11 protein-coding genes and 1 pseudogene are annotated in these 15,540 nt (G+C 39.1%); 3 read left to right on the top strand and 9 right to left on the bottom strand.

From position 1 onward, the window contains the following. Positions 1–3 precede the first annotated feature (3 nt). The 9 genes and pseudogenes from M3610_RS25905 to M3610_RS25865 form a co-directional block, all read right to left on the bottom strand. Positions 4–2,046, bottom strand: coding sequence for a hydantoinase/oxoprolinase family protein (locus tag M3610_RS25905; RefSeq protein WP_098573521.1), 2,043 nt, complete (start codon positions 2,044–2,046; stop codon positions 4–6). 66 nt (positions 2,047–2,112) lie between these two features. Beyond that, complete coding sequence (locus M3610_RS25900) at positions 2,113–3,231, bottom strand: M24 family metallopeptidase (protein ID WP_251463388.1); 1,119 nt, start codon at positions 3,229–3,231, stop codon at positions 2,113–2,115. A gap of 188 nt (positions 3,232–3,419) precedes the next feature. Next, complete coding sequence (locus M3610_RS25895; RefSeq protein WP_098573514.1) at positions 3,420–3,755, bottom strand: cupin domain-containing protein; 336 nt, start codon at positions 3,753–3,755, stop codon at positions 3,420–3,422. Further along, positions 3,756–5,510, bottom strand: coding sequence for a hydantoinase B/oxoprolinase family protein (locus tag M3610_RS25890; protein ID WP_098573511.1), 1,755 nt, complete (start codon positions 5,508–5,510; stop codon positions 3,756–3,758). Between the two features lie 4 nt (positions 5,511–5,514). Then, entirely contained in the window at positions 5,515–7,557 is a 2,043-nt protein-coding gene (locus M3610_RS25885; protein ID WP_251463387.1) for a hydantoinase/oxoprolinase family protein, read from the bottom strand. Positions 7,558–7,605: 48 nt separating this feature from the next. After that, entirely contained in the window at positions 7,606–8,151 is a 546-nt protein-coding gene (locus tag M3610_RS25880) for a helix-turn-helix domain-containing protein (RefSeq protein ID WP_098573505.1), read from the bottom strand. 200 nt (positions 8,152–8,351) lie between these two features. Then, complete coding sequence (locus M3610_RS25875) at positions 8,352–9,266, bottom strand: proline dehydrogenase family protein (protein WP_098573502.1); 915 nt, start codon at positions 9,264–9,266, stop codon at positions 8,352–8,354. 45 nt (positions 9,267–9,311) lie between these two features. Further along, positions 9,312–10,882, bottom strand: a pseudogene (gene pruA / locus M3610_RS25870) (L-glutamate gamma-semialdehyde dehydrogenase). Between the two features lie 80 nt (positions 10,883–10,962). Beyond that, positions 10,963–11,940, bottom strand: coding sequence for an ornithine cyclodeaminase family protein (locus M3610_RS25865; protein WP_098573496.1), 978 nt, complete (start codon positions 11,938–11,940; stop codon positions 10,963–10,965). 259 nt (positions 11,941–12,199) lie between these two features. Between M3610_RS25865 and M3610_RS25860 the strand changes: the two genes are divergently transcribed. The 3 genes from M3610_RS25860 (at position 12,200) to M3610_RS25850 (ending at position 15,300) form a co-directional block, all read left to right on the top strand. Next, a complete protein-coding gene (locus M3610_RS25860; protein WP_251463386.1) occupies positions 12,200–13,582 on the top strand; it encodes a sigma-54 interaction domain-containing protein in 1,383 nt (460 codons plus the stop codon). 462 nt (positions 13,583–14,044) lie between these two features. Beyond that, positions 14,045–14,560, top strand: a complete 516-nt coding sequence (locus M3610_RS25855; RefSeq protein WP_180230093.1) for a LemA family protein — start codon at positions 14,045–14,047, stop codon at positions 14,558–14,560. 5 nt (positions 14,561–14,565) lie between these two features. Further along, positions 14,566–15,300, top strand: a complete 735-nt coding sequence (locus M3610_RS25850; RefSeq protein ID WP_396953677.1) for a TPM domain-containing protein — start codon at positions 14,566–14,568, stop codon at positions 15,298–15,300. The last annotated feature ends 240 nt before the right edge of the window (positions 15,301–15,540 follow it).

Genomic DNA, 15,540 nt, shown 5'->3' with positions numbered 1-15,540 from the left:
TTATTATCGTTCCTCCTTCGTGATTTCAAGGTTCCCTAACCGATCAACCTCAACTCGATAACCACTAGGAATAACCGTTGTAGTTCGAGGATCTTCTACAATTGCTGGTCCATCAAAACGATGGCCATACTTCAAATGAGCAGTCGTCATAACTGGTGTATTTTTTTCTGACCCTTTCCAGATGACTTGTTTGTTCGTTCTTGAAACGACATCTGTTTCAGTTTTAACAGTTGTTTCCTTTTCTGCTTGTTCCTCTTTTTCTAGCTTTCCATAGCCAGTTATTCGTAAATTTACTGCTTCAATAATTCCATCCGGATTGTTATGACCATAAATTTTCCCATGCATTTCATGGAAAAGTCCGGCTAACTGAATCATGGATTCCTCATCATTGATTTTAATATTTAAGGGTACATTCACTGTGTATTCCTGGCCAACATAGCGAATGTCAACCGTTTTCTGAAATGACATATCAGCTTCTTTCACTCTTTGCTGAGTTAAAATATTGATAGTTTCTTGCTCCATTTCATCATATAGACCAACCATCTTCTTCTTGTCACTATGGTCTAATACAGATACAAATGTTCTTACAGCATCATGACGAATATCTGTTTGAAGCATGCCCCAAGCCGAGAAAGTGCCAGCAACTGTTGGGACAAGGATTTTCGTTATTCCAAGAAGATCAGCGATTAACACGGCGTGCATCGGACCAGCTCCGCCAAATGCGACAAGCGCGAAATCACGTGGGTCAATCCCTTTGCTTACTGTTAACGTACGAATGGCGTCCGCCATTTTTGCATTGGCAATATCACAAATCCCTTCTGCTGTTTCTAGTACTCCTAAACCTAGCTGATCAGCAATTTGTTTTACCGCTTGATAGGCAGCATCACGGTCTAATCTCATGTTTCCGCCAAGAAACCCTTCCTCATCCAGACGTCCTAACACTAGGTTGGCGTCCGTTACAGTTGCTTGAGTACCTCCATTTCCATAACAGGCAGGACCTGGGTCTGCTCCTGCACTTTTTGGACCTACACGTAATCCCCCGCCCTCGATCCAGGCAATGGAACCACCACCCGCCCCAATTGTGTGAATATTAACCATTGGTGTAAGAATAGGAAATTCTTCTAGACTAGTTTCCGACGTAACATCTGGTTCACCGTCAATAACAAGGCTTACATCAAAACTTGTTCCACCCATATCGACACAAATTAAGTTTTTATAGTCTGTCAGTTTACCAAGGCTAATACTTCCAATTGCACCACCAACCGGACCGGACATTAGCGTCTGGATTGGCATTTTCTTTGCAACCCCGGATGTCATCACCCCGCCATTGGATTGCATAATATATAAGTCTCCTTCTAACCCTTCTTGTCCCGTTCTGTCTTCTAGACTAGCAAGATAGTTTTCAACAATCGGTGCTACATAGGCATTGATCACCGTCGTACTAGTACGTTCGTACTCACGCCATTCACGAGCAATTTCATGCGATAGCGATACTGAAATGTGAGGTGCTTTTTGTTTAATAAACTCTTTTACTTTTGTTTCATTTTCTGGGTTTTTGTATGAGTGTAAAAGACTTACCGAAACGGAGTTAAATCCTTTTTCGATAATTTGATTGACCACTTCATTCAAATGGTTAAAGTCTAGATTTGTCTCGACTGTACCGTCAGCTAACACTCTTTCCTTTACCTCAAAAACGTTACGGCGCTTTACTAGAGGTTCCGGTTTTCTATATGTAATGCTATACATATCAGGACGATTCGCACGGCCTATTTCATAAATATCCCTAAATCCTTCCGTGACAATTAAGGCTACATTCGATCCTTTTCGTTCAAGAAAGGCATTAAGTCCTGCTGTTGTTCCATGTACGAAGTAATCGATTTCACTAAAGTCCTCAACTAGATTTTTCATACCCTCCAATACACCATCTGACAGGTTCTTTGGAGTAGTTAAAATTTTCTCTGTTTGATATTTCGCTTCTTGCTTGTCATAAAGAACTAAATCCGTAAATGTTCCCCCTATATCTATCCCTAAACGATACCGCGTCACAAAAACCGCTCCTTTTCATGCTATATTTTTAAAAGTGTCTGCATTATTTCTAAGCCCTTAATCTATTTATATATTTTCACTGCTCAATACTTCTGCCTTGCCTGTATGAGTGAATTCCTTAGAAAGAATATTCAGTCTTTCGCAACCATAATCAGTTACAAAAACGATATCCTCGATCCTAACACCAAACTTACCGCTTAAATAAACCCCTGGCTCTATGCTTATGACCATACCTTCTTCTAACAGCTGATCGTTGTTAGAGGTTACAAACGGTTCTTCATGAACCTCGATTCCTAAGCCATGGCCAGTACGATGAGTAAAATATTCTCCATATCCGGCATTACTGATAATATCTCTTGCTGCCTTGTCAATATCCATCAAAGGCACTCCTGGTTTTACAGCCTTAACGGCTGCTTCCTGTGCTTGTTTCACTATTTCATAGACTTTTAACATTTCGTCTGAAGGTTCTCCTCCAACTAATACCGTTCGGGTCATGTCTGAACAATAGTGGTCTTTAATACCTCCCATATCAATGACAACCATATCTCCAGCTTCAATAGGAGTGTTATCTGATAAATGATGGGGGATCGCTCCGTTTTTCCCCGCACCTACAATCGGATTAAATGACAATGTATCAACTCCTTGCAAGGCGAAAAGGCGCTTAATCTCATCCGCTACCTCTTTCTCGGTAAGACCAGGTCGAAGGTAGTCAATTACTTGTTGTAATACTTTATCTGCGATCGCACCTGATTTCTTCAGTAGTTCGAATTCTTTTGAATCTTTATTTAGTCTTGACTTTCCAATCACTTGCGTACCATCCACAAACGATATTTGATTTTTCAATTGTATAAGCTTAAGTAGGTTTTGACTTGGCCATAAATTATCGATTGATACGGTTCCATTTAGTGGCAGAATACTTGCCAATAACTCCAATGAATTCTCTCCATCCTTCCAGAAAGCGTTTTCAAAAAGTCCATTGAACGGGACTTCTTCTTTTGACATTTCATGAACGATCATGGTTGGCTTTCCAGCTTTAGGGATGACAATCGCCTGCAATCTTTCATGGGAGTCCAGCCATGTCCCGCTAAAATAGAAAAAATTCGGTGGTGAAGTGACTACAACAGCTTCTAAATTTAATTCTTCTAATTGTTTTTGTACTTTATAAATACGGTTTTGATATGACATGAATACGCCTCCTCAAATTTCATAGATAGAAAGCCCTGCTTTTTTAAAAAAAGGCAAGGCTTTCTATCTGCTATTACTCTCGATGGTAAATGTTATTTTATTTTAAGGCTGTGTTAAACTTGTCTGTTGATTTCCGCTCCTGGCACTTCCAACATTAGCTTTAACAAGCCTATTTTAAAAAATATAGGTTATCTGTTAACTAATACCCAAACAAGTTCGCAATCTTCTTGTCCGTCGTTATAGGCCCAGTGTTCTTCGCCATGGGGAATAAAGGTGGCTTGTCCCGCCGAAACTCGGTATTCTTTTCCACCACTCATGGTTAAAATGGAGCCTTTTAAAAAAATAGCGTATTCATCTTGCTCATGTGAACCCGTTCCTTGGAGTGGAATCCGGGCACCTGCTGGAACGGAAACCGTGCCGATCGAAGCACGGGCCCCTTCAATGATGGATTCATCAAATAGTGTTTTCATTATTATTCCCGGGCGGTCTTCCTTAGCCACATCTTCTAATGTAATTACATTCATTTATTTCGACTCCTTTGCTAGACGTTCTGGAGATAGTTCTTTTACTTCTATAGTTGATGCATCAAGGATTACCCCATAATCATTTTTTGCTTGCTCGACAGTGATATACTCATTTTTCACGTCGCTAACCACCTTCTCAACGGGTCGTTTCAGCGGGTCACCGTATCCGCCACCCGATGCTGTTACAAGGCGGGCAACATCATTTTTATTTAACGGATATTGATTATACTTACCATATGGTCCGTCGACTTCACCGTTCGCTTTTACAATCTCAAAATAATTATTAGAACCATCTTTTCCTTCTTCTGCTCCCCATACATCATATTTATGGCGACCAAAGGATGCGGTAAAGACCTGATTATCTGTTAAAGCACGGTAAGAACGGATAACACCCTGACCACCGCGAAATTCACCTGCACCAGCTCCATCAGTAGATAGGCTATACTCATCAACTAAAACACCATTTCTTGTTTCGCACACTTCTACTGGGATATTGAAGGTTTCCCCATCCAGGATACAGAATTGACCGGAAGCTCCATCCGCGCCTTCTGCTCCTCCCCATCCACCAACAGATGGTTCAACAATCAAGAAACGCTCATCCGTATCTTGATGTTTACCTGAAAGAATCGCTACACATACTGATAAGAAATGGCCTGCAGATAAACGTTCAGGCACAACCGGGGCTAACGCTTTCCAAATTAAGTCTGTTCCAAATAACATCGACTCCCAATACATCGAAACAGGGGCTGGGCGCATCGCATTAAAGATCGAGCCTTTATCGGTAATAACATGAAGCGGGCGGAATGATCCATCATTTACATCTTGAGAAGGATTGGTTACGGCAAGATATACAGTGCGGACAGCAGAAACTAAACCCGTATAAGTAGTATTGATTGAACCAGTCACTTGCGGATGGCTGCCACGGAAGTCACAAATAAACTGATCATCGGTAATCGTCACCTTCACCTGTACTCGGAATGGACCTTCTTCAATACCATCATCATCGATATAATCGACTGCTTCATACGTACCCTTCGGTATTTCTTTTAAAGCTTTAAGTGCTAATTGTTCACCATGCTCTAAAAGATAATTAATAGAGTTAAGCACAGTATCTTTTTTATACTTATCACACAATTCTTGAACTCGTCGTTCACCTGTTTTCAGTGCAGCTACCTGAGCCCACATATCCCCTAATGAAAGATCTGGAAAGCGGACATTTGCAGCTATAATATCCACTACAGCCTGATTCAATTTCCCTTCGTCAAATAATTTTATACAAGGAAATTGCAGGCCTTCTTGATAGATCTCTGTTGAATCGGTAGACATAGATCCAGCGTCTTTTCCTCCAACCTCTGTCCAGTGCGCTTTGTTCGCGGAAAAAGCGATTAACTCTCCTTGATAAAAGATCGGCATAACCAATCCAACATCACATAAATGGGAGCCGCCCCCGCCATATGGATCATTAATCAAAATGATGTCCCCCGGTTTTAAATCACCTGGTTTATTGTATCTTTCAACTGTTTCGCGAACCATGAAAGAAAGCATCCCAATAAAGCCGGTTACTCCGTTCCCTTGTGTTAGCAATTGGCCTTTAGAATCCATAAGACCGCTCGCATAGTCTAAAACTTCATATATAATAGGACTCATTGAAGTACGCGCTAAGGCATAAAACATTTCTTCGCCAATCGCAACTAATGAATCTTTAACAATATCTAATGTAAATGGATCTACTTTTGGTGCAACTGTATTTGCCATCGTCTTATACCCCCGTCTCAATGATTAAATTGCCATAAACGTCAACAGTGACCGATTGCCCAGGGTAAACAACTGTTGATGCAGATGACTCTTCCACAATGGCTGGCCCTTCAATAGCCGCATCTGGTGTTAACTGTGCTCTGTCATATACCTTTGTTTCAATCCATCCATGCTCTTCATATAATACTGGTCTTACTTCTTTTAATACACTTTCTAAAGATGCGCCGGTATTTTCCAGTTTAGCCAATTCAGGCTTCTTAACTGAACCAAGAGCTATTAAGTGCAGGTTAACAATTTCAGTTGACGACTCTTCCAACTTAAATGTATATAATTGCTCATGTGTTTCATGGAACTTATGAATCACTTTCTGCATTGTTTCTTTAGTTATTTCTCCGTTAGGAACTGGAACTTTCACGGTATGCTCTTGACCGACATAGCGTAAGTCTACAAAACGAGTGAAGAGAACGTTTTCCTTTTTTACACCTTCTTGATCATACTGAGAAATAGCGTCTGTTTCCTGTTTTGCCAGGGTTCCATTAAGCTCTTCATAATCAATGCCTTCAACTCGACGAATAAAGGTTTGGATGTAGTCATGACGCAAATCTGTCATAAGCATTCCCCAAGCTGAGAACACAGAAGTTGCTACTGGAACAATAACCTTTCGTACCCCAAGCTCTTTTGCAAGTGCCGGAGCATGCATAGAACCTCCCCCGCCAAATGCTACTAAAGCAAAATCACGTGGATCATAGCCTTTTCTCACCGAAATAAGTTTTAGTGCATTAAGCATATTGGAATTGGCAATTCGGATTATTCCAAGAGCTGCTTCGTCAACCGATGTATCAAAATGGTTAGCAATTTTTTCTTGTATCGCGTTTCTTACGCTTTCCATATCGACAGCGTTATCGAAGTTTTTCGGTGAAAGCCGTCCAACCACAAGATTCGCATCAGTAGTAGTAGGTTCTGTTCCGCCTTTACCATATGCGATAGGTCCTGGCAAGGCGCCTGCTGATTGCGGACCAACCCTTAAAGATCCACCGGCATCAATCCAGGCAATTGAACCGCCACCGTTACCGATTTCAACTATATCAACCACTGGAACTTTAATTGGATAACCCGCAGTACGGTCTGTACGTTCAATATTATACTCAGTTGTTACCTTTACTTCGCCGCCATCGATCAGAGAACATTTCGCAGTTGTTCCACCAATGTCAAAGGCAATGATATTTTCTTCACCAAGGATTTTTCCTAAGATAGCTGATCCATAAATTCCTGCCACTGGTCCTGACTCTACCATATTGATTGGTGTTTGCTTTGATTGCTCAAATGTGGTCGTACCGCCATTTGATTGCATAATATATTTGTTAGATTTATTGCCAACTTTATTTAATTCATTTTCAAGACGATCGACATAAGAAGAAGCAATAGGTTTAACATATGAGTTTAATACCGTTGTACTAGTGCGCTCATATTCCCTCCACTCTCTTGTTACCTCGTGGGAAGCAGTAACCGCAACATCAGGCCATAATTCATTGATAAGCTCTACTGTTTCTTTTTCATGTAATGGATTGCTATATGCATGCAGGTAAGAAACAGCAATCGCTTCCACATTTTCTTTCTTAAAGTAATGAACAATTTCTTCTATTTGTCCTTTATTTAAAGCTTGGATTACTTCCCCTTTGTAGTTCAAACGTTCTTCTACTTCTTGTCGTAAATAACGCGGAACAAAAGGAGTAGGTTTTTGATATTGGATATTGAAGAGATCAGGACGATTTCCACGTGCTATCTCTAACACATCACGAAATCCCTTAGTTGTAATTAATCCTGTCTTCACACCTTTTCGTTCAGTTAACGCATTAATAATGACAGTGGTTCCATGAATAAAAGTCTCCAACTGTTCAGTATTGATACCGCTTACACGAATAACATCCAAAACTCCTTTTTCAAAATTCGGGGGAGTTGTATGACTTTTAGCAACCCCAATTTTCCCTTGTTGATCAACAAAAACTAAATCAGTAAATGTTCCGCCAATGTCTGTTGCTACTCTCATGATTTAACCACCCATCTTAATAAATAATTTTTATATTGAGCAAGTCATTTAAAAAATGACTGGCGTTACAAAACAAAAGACCTTTGCATCATGATCAAGTGGATTCGTAATGGAATGCGGGATAGTCGATGGAAAGTGAATGGTATCACCTGGTTTTAAGATGTATTCCTTTCCTTCAATAGTTACGATCATAGCGCCCTCAAGAATGTAATAGAACTCTTCACCTGGATGGGTCACAATTTTTTCTTTAGGCTCACCAGGAGGAAAAGTCACTAACAAAGGTTCCACTGCTCTTCCTGGAAACTCCCCCCCGAGCCGGGTATAGATCGCCCCTGCCCCCTCAATTCTAAATGGTTTTTGTTCTTCTACTGTTACTTTATAATTTTTATTGGCAAAATCTTCAAAAAAATCAGTTATAGGAACATCGAATGCATCTGCTAATTTTTTCAATGATGTAATAGCTATTGAAGATGCAGCACGTTCAACTTGTGATAAAAAACTGATTGAAAGGCCTGTTTTCTCACTTAAATCCTTAAGTGTGAGTTTTTTTTCAAGCCGTAACTCTCTGATTTTCTTCGATACTTCTTCTTCCATTTTAAGACCCCCAACGAGTAAAACATTTAAAATATATCGTAATTATTTAAGTAATACTGTATTTAATTTCATACTACCATATTATTTTTTAAATTAACAGTATTTTTAAAAATTTTCGGAAGAAAATAAACAACCTGTATCTTTGAAAAACGATTCAAAGAATACAGGTTGATAATTACTGGATGGTGCTCGCACCTATCTTATTTAGAAAACAATCCTTTTAGGGCAAATGCTACGTTTTGCGGTCTTTCTGCCAATCGACGCATGAAGTACCCAAACCAGTCGTCACCAAATGGAATGTATACACGCATTTTGTATCCCTCTTTTACTAAACTGAGTTGCATTTCTGTTCTAAAACCATACAGCATTTGAAATTCAAATTGATCATTTGAAATATTATTCTTTTTCGCAAATTCTTTTACTTTAGCAATTATATTATGGTCATGGGTAGCAATTGCTGTATAGGTGCCGCTCAACAAATGCTCTTTGATTATCCTCATGTAATTTCCATCAATCTCGTTTTTATCCTGAATTGCAACTTCTGGAGATTCCTTATAAGCACCCTTTACGAGACGGAGAGGAATTCCTTTTAAATCTTTCACATCTTGCTCGGCTCGATTTAAATAAGCTTGTATCACGGTTCCCACATTATTAAAGTCTTCGCGAAGTTCTCTTAGAATGTCTAATGTAACCTGGCAATGTGCATGATCTTCCATATCGATTCTGACAAAATTCTTCGTTTTTTTAGCTGTTTCTAGTATTCTACGCATGTTATCCAGGCAAAATTCTTTATCAATATCCAATCCAAGCTGGGTCATTTTAACTGATAGATTGCTATTTACCTCAGCTCTGAAGATTGCTTCTAATGTTCTTACATTATATTCCGTAGCTTCTATAGCTTCCTCTCTGCTCGAAACAAATTCTCCCAAATGGTCGAGAGTACAGACTAACCCTTTTTCATTTAACTTTTTAACACTTTTAATTGCACTTTCGATGGTAACCCCTGCGACCACTTGAGATGCACCAAACCTTAAGCCCCATTTCTTTGCTGCCTTATTTAAGGATTTGTTTTGTGAAGCGTGAAGAAACATATTTTTCGAAATCTCTGCAATCATTTCCAATCCCCCTAAGATTAATATTAAATCCTTACTCTCTATACTTTATTTCAAAGATTCACTCGTTGTTTTCGCTTGCATATGCAAAATTAGATAATCAGGACCTCCTGCTTTTGAGTCGGTTCCTGACATGTTAAATCCGCCGAATGGTTGGTATCCAACGATCGCTCCTGTGCATCCGCGATTGAAGTAAAGATTTCCAACATTGAATTCCTGTTTTGCACGCTCGATGTGTTCCCTATTGTTTGAAAGCAATGCACCTGTTAATCCGTAATCGGTGTTATTCGCAATTTTCATCATATGATCAAAGTCACGTGCCTTACAGAAAGCTAGAACAGGGCCAAAAATTTCTTCCTGCATTAATCGTGCATTTTCGTCCACATCAGCGAAAATCGTAGGCTCTATGAAGTAACCTTTAGAATCGTCAGTATTGCCACCTGTCACAAGGACGCCCTCTTCTCTGCCAATTTCAATATACTTAGAAATCTTTTTGTATGAATTAGCGTCAATGACTGGCCCCATATAAGTGTCGGCGTATTCCGGGCTGCCAACCTTTAATGTTTTAGTTAATGCCACTGCTTTTTCTAGTACTTCATCATAAACATCCTGGTGCACCACTGCACGAGAACCAGCTGAACATTTTTGTCCTGAAAACCCAAATGCAGAATATACGATTGAAGATGCTGCGAGATCCAAATCTGCATCATTATCTACGATAACGGTATCCTTTCCACCCATTTCTGCAATCACACGCTTTAACCATATTTGACCAGGATGTACTTTAGCTGCACGTTCATAAATGCGGCAGCCCACTTCACGGGAGCCAGTAAAGGATATAAACCGAGTGTTTGGATGATCAACAAGATAATCTCCTACTTCCGAACCGCTTCCTGGAATATAATTAAGAACTCCCTCTGGCAGTCCAGCTTCTTCCATTACTTCAACGAACTTCGCTGCAACAACTGGTGTATTGTTAGAAGGTTTTAATAGAATCGTATTTCCGGCTACTATAGCTGCAGCTGCTGTTCCTGCCATGATTGCTAATGGGAAGTTAAACGGTGAAATAATGATTCCAACTCCTAGAGGAATATAATTGTAACTATTTACTTCTCCTTCACGGCTTTTTACTTGGGCACCGTCTTTTAATTCCACCATTTGGCGGGCATAGTATTCAAGAAAATCAATTGCTTCTGCTGTATCGGATCTGCTTCTCTCCATGGTTTTCCAGCCTCTTTTACAAGGTAGCTTGAGAATTCATACTTGCGTTTACGAATAATAGAGGCTGCACGGAAAAGAATTTCTGCACGATTCATTGCATCCTCCTGTTTCCATGATTCGAATGAAGTCAGTGCAGCTTGCATCGCTTTTTCAGCTATTTCTTGATCTGCTTTAGATACTCTTCCAATGACTTCTTCTTTTTTAGCTGGGTTAGTGGAGACGATTTTCGCTTCCGTAGTAATGCGTTTTCCCCCGATAATTAGCGGATATTCTTTCTCAAGCTGTGAGTTAACAAAAGATAATGCTGCTTCAAATTCATTCTTATTTACCTCTATTGAAAAATCTGTAAATTGTTCGTATTTGTAATCTTTAACCTTGCTTAATTCTGTTGTGTTCATGATTTTCTCTCCTTTTATTAAATAGTATATTTGTATTTTGAAAGATATTAATATTATGTTTCTTCTGCACAAAAGCCTGTTTACAACTGAATGTTGGTTCCAGCATTATGCTTTAAAGCTTTTTCATATAAATATTGCGCTACTACTAAATCCACAACGGCAAGACCGACAGATTTAAAAACAGTTTTTTCCTCTACGCTTTCTCTACCTTTTCGTTCACCACTAACAATTTCACCCAGCTCTGCATAAATATTGCTTTTGTGAAACAGACCTTCTTGAATCGGTATTTGCAAATCACCTGTTTCTTCTAGTGCAGCATGCCTCGATTCCACAACGACTTTCTCGGCCGTAGAAAAAACGTGAGATGGCAATTCCTGCATATCTGGGCGAAATGAACCGACGGCATTAATATGAACACCAGGCTTTATCAAATCTGTAAAAACCGGTGATAGAGAGTTCGTAGCCGTTACAATAATATCCGCTTCATGTACAACCTGATTTGAATCCGTACCCACTTGTACATCCACGCTAAATTTTTGATCAATGTATTTAGCAAACTCTTTAGCTTTTCTTGGCGTCCGGTTATAAAGGGAGACTTTTTTTATGTCTCGGACAGCTAGGATGGCTTCTAGTAAACCAGTTGCTTGTTCCCCTGTCCCGATTATGCTTACTATTTTAGAATCAGGTCGAGATAAATATTTAGTTGCAACACCAGTAAGTGCTCCAGTTCGTATCATTGTTAAATAAGAGCCTTCCAATAAAGCGAGCGGTTCACCTGTTTCAAAATCAAATAGAATAACTACTCCATTTATCGTTTTCTTACCTAATTTTTTATTACCTGGGACTACGTTTACTAGTTTTACTCCCACGCTCCTAAGCTCTTCTGCAACTGAGGGCATCACTAAAGCGGTGTTTTGAGAATTACCGAATGGCAGAGCCGAACGAATGGGAGTAATTGTCCGGGAGGCCGAAAATTCACTTAGTGCCACTGCAGCTTGTTCTATAACCTCATTCATATCTATTAAATTTCTTTGTTCATTAGCATTTATAACTAACATTCATCTTCCTCCTATCCCTCTTAATATATTTATCCTTCGTCTGTTATAAAATATTTTCAAGGTTTCAATAGTTGCTTACTGTATATTATTGCAAGAACTGTGCCAAAACAAAAAAAAAGCGAAGTTTGTCAATTTTCAGTAAACTGTGTTTACAACTTAACTTAAACAATGTATATTTTTATCAACAAAACTGTATACAAAGTGTATATTTTTTAAACATTTTTTTAAAATTTAATCAATCAAATCTTCGAGGTGGTATATGAAAAAAAACGATTCTTTTGTCCTTGATACCCTTCGTACGTTGTTGTCTTCATTAGAAGAAGCCATTTCTGTCATAAACACAGATGGAGAAATGGTATTCTGGAACGAAGCAGCTGAAAAAACGTACCATATAAAAAAAGAAGAGATTATCGGAAGGAATATTCGCGATTTTTTTGAACAAGAGGATATTATGAATTTGAAGGTTCTCGAAACCCAACAGTCCATCCGAGATATGTATCATATTCCACGGCCTGACAAGCATGTCTTAATAAGCGCGAGCCCTATTTACAATCAAAACAAAGAACTTATTGGCAGTATGTCAGTGGAAAAAGATATTTCCGCCACAATAAAATTAAATGAACAATTAACCTCTACTTCTAAAGAGTTACAGCAGCTAAAACAACAAATCACTCAAAACCATCTTGATGATCCATTTAATAAGATAAAAGGAAAAAATGCCTCAATTCAACAGATTATTCATGACACAAAAAAAGTAGCAAAGACAGGCGCAACGATTTTGATTAGCGGAGAAAGTGGTGTTGGGAAAGAACTTTTTGCCCAAGCCATACATGAAGAAAGCTCACGAAGCGAAAAACCATTTATTCCGATTAATTGCGGGGCGATTCCTAATGCCCTGTTTGAAAGTGAGCTCTTTGGTTATGAAGCAGGTGCCTATACTGGTGCTTCAAAAGGAGGAAAACCGGGGAAACTAGAATTAGCAGAGGGAGGAACTCTATTTTTAGATGAAGTAGGAGAACTTCCACTGGATATGCAGGTCAAACTTTTGAGGGCTTTACAAGAAAAAGAAATCTATCGCATAGGTGGACAAACGCCGATAAAAGTTAATGTTAGAATTATTGCCGCCACCAATCGTATTCTAGAAAATATGGTGTCAGATGGAACATTTCGTTCTGATTTATTTTATCGGCTAAATGTATTCTCTGCTCAGATCCCTCCCCTACGAGAAAGAAAAGATGACATTCCTTTTTTACTTTATGATTTTTTAAAAGAACTTTCTATCAAATATAACAAAGCAGTACCTGCAATTAATCGGAAGACAGTCCATCGATTGACCGAGTATCATTGGCCAGGTAATATACGAGAGCTGCGTAATTTAGTAGAGAGATTGGTTATACTTCACGAACGCAGTGAAATTTTTGAAAATGACATTGACCAGCTCCTACCGCAAGCAAAGCGAACTATTGATACTACAGTGCGATCATTATTTCATGAAAAAGAAAGATTAGAAAAAGAAAGAATCCTTCAAACACTTCAAACGACATATGGGAACAAAAGTATAACGGCAAAAGAATTAGGTATAACACGGGCTACTCTTTATAAAAAAATGAAGAAATATGGGATCATATCATATTTAAGGTAAATAGTTATTTGACAATTCAAATAACGGCAACATTTGAACAGTTAATTGATCGGTTTGATATTGAAAATTTCTTATTAGATATGCCCGTTTTCTATGTCATATGGTTCTCCTTTTAATAATTTCGTATCCTTTTTGCCATCACCTTTGCCATCCATTTGCTTACTGGTTATAGTGATGAATTTGTTTGTTTCCTCAAGAGCATATACAGCAGTGAAAGCGGATAATGACATGAAAAAGAAAGCACAAAAATTAAGCCTTAATAAATCAGCATTTTTTGGCCAAAATAAAAAGCCAAACAAACGATTAATTTATAGATTTTCCGTTAAGTTTTATTATGGCTTAAAAAGGGAACTTATTCACCATGTGATAAAAATACTATAGGTGAGAAAGGACTTGATTAGATTGAAAAAAGGTTGGCTAGGAATAGGGATTGTGGTCGGTGTTATTGTCATATTGGGCCTTATGTTCATGTCCAGCTATAATAGTTTTGTCAATTTAGAAGAAGATGTAAATCAATCTCATGCTCAAATCGAAAACCAACTTCAACGAAGGCTCGATTTAATTCCAAACCTGGTGAATACTGTAAAAGGATATGCGGCTCACGAAAAAGAAGTTATTGCCTCCATCTCAGATGCACGTGCACGGCTTGCCGGAGCAAAAACCCCCGAAGAAGAAGCAACCGCTAACGATCAATTATCTGGTGCTCTAAGCCGATTGCTTGTCGTCGTTGAAAATTACCCTAACCTGAAGGCAGACCAGCAATTTACTCAGCTAATGGATGAACTGGCTGGAACAGAAAACAGAATTGCCGTGGCCCGGAAGGATTACAATGAAAAAGTAGCAGAATTTAATAAAAAAGTGAAAAGATTCCCTAGCTCCATTATTGCAGGAATCGGCGGGTTTGATGCGAAAGAATATTTTAAAGCAAACCCTAAGGCTCAAGAAGCTCCAAAAGTTGACTTTGGAGGCAACGGGTAATGAATATGAAAAGGATCTTCAGCTTTCTGTTGGTATTTACCACGTTATTTCTTTGTGCAGCCCGTGCACTTGCTGAGGATGTCCAAGTACCTGCTCCAGTAGGAGATATTTATGTACAAGATTTTGCCCATGTCTTAAATGAAACAGAAAAAGCAGAATTAATCAATTTAGGCAGGAATCTTGAAGACCAAACAACTGCACAAGTGGCCGTGCTGAACGTTCAATCCATTGGCGGCCAATCCATAGAAGAATATGCAAATGAGGCATTCCGTCAATATGGGCTTGGCAGTCAGAAGGAGGATAATGGCGTCCTCCTTGTTTTAGCCATGAAGGAACATAAAATCCGGATTGAGGTAGGTTATGGTCTCGAGGGAAGAATTCCAGATGCTAAAGCTGGCCGAATCTTGGATCAATATGCTATTCCTTATTTGAAAAGTAACCAGCCGAACCAGGCTGTTTCGGAAACTTATAAAGCACTTGCCAATGAGGTCCTTGCCGAATATAACGGTGGTGACGGCCAAAAGACAGTACCGAAGGATGAAGGGATAGGAATTCCATCCTGGCTTCTCATCATCATTGTCCTTGTGGTGGTAGTTTTAGACTTTAAATTTTTCGGAGGCACCTTGACTTATTTTCTTCTATCCATCCTATCACGAGGTGGTGGAAGAGGAGGCGGCGGCGGATCTCGAGGAGGCAGCGGCGGATCCTCCGGCGGCGGAGGTTCAAGCCGAGGCTGGTAATCGAGTAGGAGGGGGTGACTAACCCCCGACCTCTCACACCACCGTACGTGAGTCTGTCTAACAATTGTTGTTGAATTTATCAAAGCTTTAATAAATTCAACAATATTTATGGTGAAAATAATAAAAATCCCAAAAATCATATAAAAAGGGGGCGAATCCCCCCTAAATCTTGTTATTAATTCCTTTACTCCGATTATATTTATCATTCTTTTAAAATTATAGGCAAGACAAATAAAGCTT

It is taken from the genome of Neobacillus sp. MER 74 (assembly GCF_023714155.1).
This window is presented reverse-complemented; position numbering and strand designations above follow the sequence as displayed.